This window comes from Citreimonas sp. (genome assembly GCF_042096055.1).
GTDB lineage: Bacteria > Pseudomonadota > Alphaproteobacteria > Rhodobacterales > Rhodobacteraceae > Citreimonas.
Map to the genome: position 1 here is coordinate 1 of NZ_JBELMH010000034.1, position 1727 is coordinate 1727.

At 69.8% G+C, this 1727-nt stretch carries 3 protein-coding genes; 2 read left to right on the forward strand and 1 reads right to left on the reverse strand.

Annotation, left to right across the window (positions count from 1 at the left end):
- On the forward strand, positions 1-260 hold a 260-nt coding region (locus tag ACFDTC_RS09400), incomplete at its 5' end, for a ketopantoate reductase C-terminal domain-containing protein (RefSeq protein WP_375258619.1).
- A 52-nt stretch (positions 261-312) separates the two neighbouring features.
- Here ACFDTC_RS09400 and ACFDTC_RS09405 read toward each other — a convergent pair.
- Positions 313-1194 (reverse strand): NAD(P)-dependent alcohol dehydrogenase, encoded by an 882-nt coding sequence (locus tag ACFDTC_RS09405; RefSeq protein ID WP_375258620.1) that lies wholly within the window; start codon positions 1192-1194, stop codon positions 313-315.
- A 342-nt stretch (positions 1195-1536) separates the two neighbouring features.
- Between ACFDTC_RS09405 and ACFDTC_RS09410 the strand changes: the two genes are divergently transcribed.
- A partial coding sequence (locus tag ACFDTC_RS09410; protein WP_375258621.1) for a metallophosphoesterase family protein occupies positions 1537-1727 on the forward strand: 191 nt, incomplete at its 3' end.

Below are 1727 nucleotides of genomic sequence, written 5' to 3' on the forward strand. Positions count from 1 at the left end.
TCGAGGCGCAGGAAATCGCCGAGAAGCTGGGCGTGAAGTTCCCGATCGACGTCGAGAAACGCATCGACGGCGGCGCGGCGGTGGGCGCGCACCGGACCTCGATGTGGCAGGACCTGGACATGGGCCGCCCGATGGAGATCGACGCGCTGGTCGGCTCGGTGCAGGAGCTCGGCCGCCTGACAGACACGCCGACGCCGACCATCGACACGGTGCTGGCGCTGGTCAAGCTGCGCGGCCGCATGGCCGGCTGCTACGGCTGAGCGGCCGGTTCGCGCGGAACGGCGAAAAGCGTCGCGGACCGCCGAACGGCCGTCAAACGACGACGACATTGCCGCGCTTGGGCCCGGCTTCCACATGCGCGTGCGCCGCGACGAGCTCGGCGAGGGGATAGGTTCGATCGATGACGGGGGCGAGGCGCCCTTGGTCGATCAGCGCCAGGATCTCGGTCAGCATGCCGCGCAGCCGCACGGGCTTTTCCAGGCCGACCGCGGCGAAGAGCGCGCGCTTTGTGCCGGCGCGGCCGGACGTCAGGATGGCCGGCAGGCGCTTCAGCGTCAGGACCGGGCAGAGGTACCGCCCGCCCCCGGTCAGCGCCGGCTTGGCCGCTGCGAACGTGGCCACGCCGATCGTGTCGAAGATCACGTCGTAGCCGGCGCCGGGCTGCAACGCCTCTTCGGCGGTGTAGTCGATCACGCGCGACGCCCCGAGCGACGTGACGAGATCGGCATTTCGGGCGCTGCAGGTGGCGCTGACCCGCGCATCCATGGCGGCGGCGATCTGGACAGCGGCGCTGCCGAGGCTGCCGGCCCCGCCCAGGATCAGCACTCGTTCCCCGCTCTTCACCTTCCCGAGTTCGTGCAGGTAGTGCCACGAGGTCAGAACCCCGTCGCACAGGACGGCGGCTTGCTCGTGCGACAGCGTATCCGGCTTGGCCATCAGGACGCCGCCCTCGTCGACGCAGATATGGCTGCCATTGGCGCCGAACTGCATGCCCGACTCGCCGAAGACCGCGTCGCCCGGCGCGAAACGGCGCACGCTTTCCCCGACGGCGATCACCTCGCCCGACAGTCCGGTGCCGGACAGCCCGGCGCGCGGTCGGCGCAGGCCAAGGAACGGCCGCGCGAACAGTGGCTCGCCCTTGCGCATCATGGTGTCGGCGCGGGTCACGGCAGAGGCCCTGATGCGGATCAGCACCTGGTTCGGGCCGGGTCGCGGCACGGGCAGCGTGACCGGCCTCAGGGTGTCCGGACACCCGTAGCGCGGGATGCACCAGGCGGTTCGCTGTTCGGTCACGGGCGGCCCTCCTCCATTTCCGGAATGGCGAAGGGAATGCCGGTTACCTTGCCACCCCGAAGGTGACGTAAGGTCACCCATCATTCAAGACCGAACCGGCCGCGCGTGGCGCGCACTGCCCGACCTGCTTTCGAACGGGTTCAAGGCGTCATAGGGTTGCTTCAATGACCGCGATGCGGGTCGCGGGACCGCTCACGCGACTGAACAGGATCTGCCGCCATGACCACAAAAGGCCAGCCGCCCATGCAGGGACGCGTCGGCGTCATCTCGGATACGCACGGCCTGCTCCGCCCCGAGGCGCTGGAGGCTCTCGAAGGTGTCGACCGCATCCTGCACGCGGGCGATATCGGCGATCCTGCCCATCTCGACGTACTCGCGCGCATCGCCCCGGTGCAGGCGATCCGCGGCAACATCGACCGCGGAGACTGGGCGGA